Here is a 1,702-nt window from a genome sequence, read left to right as displayed (position 1 = left end):
ATCTTTGCCTGTGCCACCACAGGGTCGCGCTTGACGACTTCGAGCATTGACAGCTCTTGCTCAAGCCCGAGTGGCGTGTTGTGGACGAGTTCGGCCGCGACATGCGCGCGGAAGTCGATGATGGTGTAGCGCTCCATGCCCATGGCTTGCGTGAACGCCGCTGCACCGCGAGCAATGTCGTCGGCGCGCTCGGCGCATGCGAGCGCGGCAATGGCCTGGGCGAGAAGCTCCGTGTCCGGCTTCGGGATAAAGATGACAGGTGTCAAAACGTTGCACAGCCTTCAGAATGGCCGGCGATCGTAACCGCGAGATGGTGTGCACCCTCACCACTTTGATGGAACCCTGCGGTGCGTAGAGCGCGCCCGTGCAACCGTGCAGAAGGACGTTTTGGAGTGACCTACGAGAGTTGGATCAAGAAGGCCCTGGAGCAGGCCGGGACGTTGCATCCCGGCTTGGCCGAGTCACAGGCCAAGGGCTCCATCTACTTCGTGGGCTGCACCATCAACATCGTGACGGGCGCCCAGGCGGGAACCGAGTTGCCAGCGGTCCCGTTCGCCGTCGGCACCGAGTCGTCGGCGATGCCGGCCGCCGTGCGGCCCGCGGAGGCACGCGGCACGCAACAGGCTGAATAGCACCGCGGTCCCAGCCGGCTCACTTCTTTTGAGCGCGGGCCACGGCGCTGCGAGCGCCACGCTCAGCGACCGCCTGAGCAGCCTTGTCGTCCTTCGCGCGCTCGTACACGTCGTTGACGATGTCGAGCCACTGCTGCGGTGTCAGCGAAACACTGCCGGCGTTAGCGCTGCTGGGAAGGCTCAGCGCCACGGAGCGCCACAGCGCCAAATCGATGTCAGCGCGCATCTCCCAGTTGCGCTGCGGTGGTGCGGGCATGGGAGGAAGCGGCTGGCGACTCCCGGGCTCAAGCCGAGCCAACGCTTCGAGCACCAGCATCGCGGCACGCCGTGCGTCGTCGTCCGCGACCCCAAAGCACTCCAACAAACGCGACTGCTCCGAGGTGAGGCCGGCCGACGGTGAGGTCTGCGCGCCCGTCATCACGAACATGACATCTACACCGAGCTGTAGGGCGCGCACCAGATAGCTGGCAGCGGGGGACGTTTCTCCCGCCTCGTACTTGATCTGGGTGCTCTTCGATACGCCCGTCGCCTCAGCGAAGTTCAGGACAGTGAGGCCTACGCGCTCGCGTTCTCTCTTGAGGCGTGCTCCGATTTCGGCGTCGGTCGCTTTTTCTACACCTGACATGCTTGACTAGTCTCGTTTTCAAATACTAAGATTGCGTCACGGTTTAGAAATCGAGACTACCACTCAGGACGCTTCATGTCTCTCCCTACCCCTTCCCTGCCGGTCAACGCACGCAAGAAGCGCGAGCCCAACGGTGTCGACAAGCCGATCGCCCTGCGCCTTCGGCCCGAGGAACGCGACCGAGTGCAACGCGTCGCCGCCCAGCGACACGTGAGCATGGCCTCGGTGGCCGCCGAGGCCGTCCGCCGCGGGCTGGTGCTGATGGAGCGCGAGGCCCGCGTCGGCCACGCCAACGACCACTGAGCAGCGAGGCGACTGACCAATGCGGATGGGCTTCAAGTGCTGGAAATGCGGTGACCGCGCCACGGCCGTCAAGATGAACAGCATCAGCCCCACTCTGATGGAGGCCGGCTACCGCTGCCGCAACATCGACTGCGGCCATACC

At 64.6% G+C, this 1,702-nt stretch carries 5 protein-coding genes; 3 read left to right on the top strand and 2 right to left on the bottom strand.

The genetic code is table 11. The annotated features are described in order from the left end of the window. Positions 1-266, bottom strand: a 266-nt coding sequence (locus AC1DYI_RS34765) for a hypothetical protein (RefSeq protein WP_477208654.1), incomplete at its 3' end; no start/stop codon positions are given. A 126-nt stretch (positions 267-392) separates the two neighbouring features. Between AC1DYI_RS34765 and AC1DYI_RS34760 the strand changes: the two genes are divergently transcribed. Then, positions 393-632 carry a hypothetical protein gene (locus tag AC1DYI_RS34760; RefSeq protein WP_477208653.1) on the top strand — a complete coding sequence of 80 codons (240 nt, stop codon included), beginning with the start codon at positions 393-395 and terminating at the stop codon, positions 630-632. Between the two features lie 19 nt (positions 633-651). Here AC1DYI_RS34760 and AC1DYI_RS34755 read toward each other — a convergent pair whose 3' ends face one another. Continuing rightward, a complete protein-coding gene (locus AC1DYI_RS34755; RefSeq protein ID WP_477208652.1) occupies positions 652-1,257 on the bottom strand; it encodes a helix-turn-helix domain-containing protein in 606 nt (201 codons plus the stop codon). A 75-nt stretch (positions 1,258-1,332) separates the two neighbouring features. Here AC1DYI_RS34755 and AC1DYI_RS34750 point away from each other — a divergent pair, with 75 nt between their 5' ends. Together AC1DYI_RS34750 and AC1DYI_RS34745 are read left to right on the top strand one after the other, a co-directional pair. Continuing rightward, positions 1,333-1,560: a hypothetical protein gene (locus AC1DYI_RS34750; protein ID WP_477208651.1), complete on the top strand. Its 228-nt coding sequence runs from the start codon at positions 1,333-1,335 to the stop codon at positions 1,558-1,560. 19 nt (positions 1,561-1,579) lie between these two features. Then, positions 1,580-1,702 (top strand): ogr/Delta-like zinc finger family protein (locus AC1DYI_RS34745; RefSeq protein ID WP_477208655.1); only part of this gene is annotated, 123 nt, incomplete at its 3' end.

The organism is Ideonella sp. P3_A4, from assembly GCF_056403075.1.
This window is presented reverse-complemented; position numbering and strand designations above follow the sequence as displayed.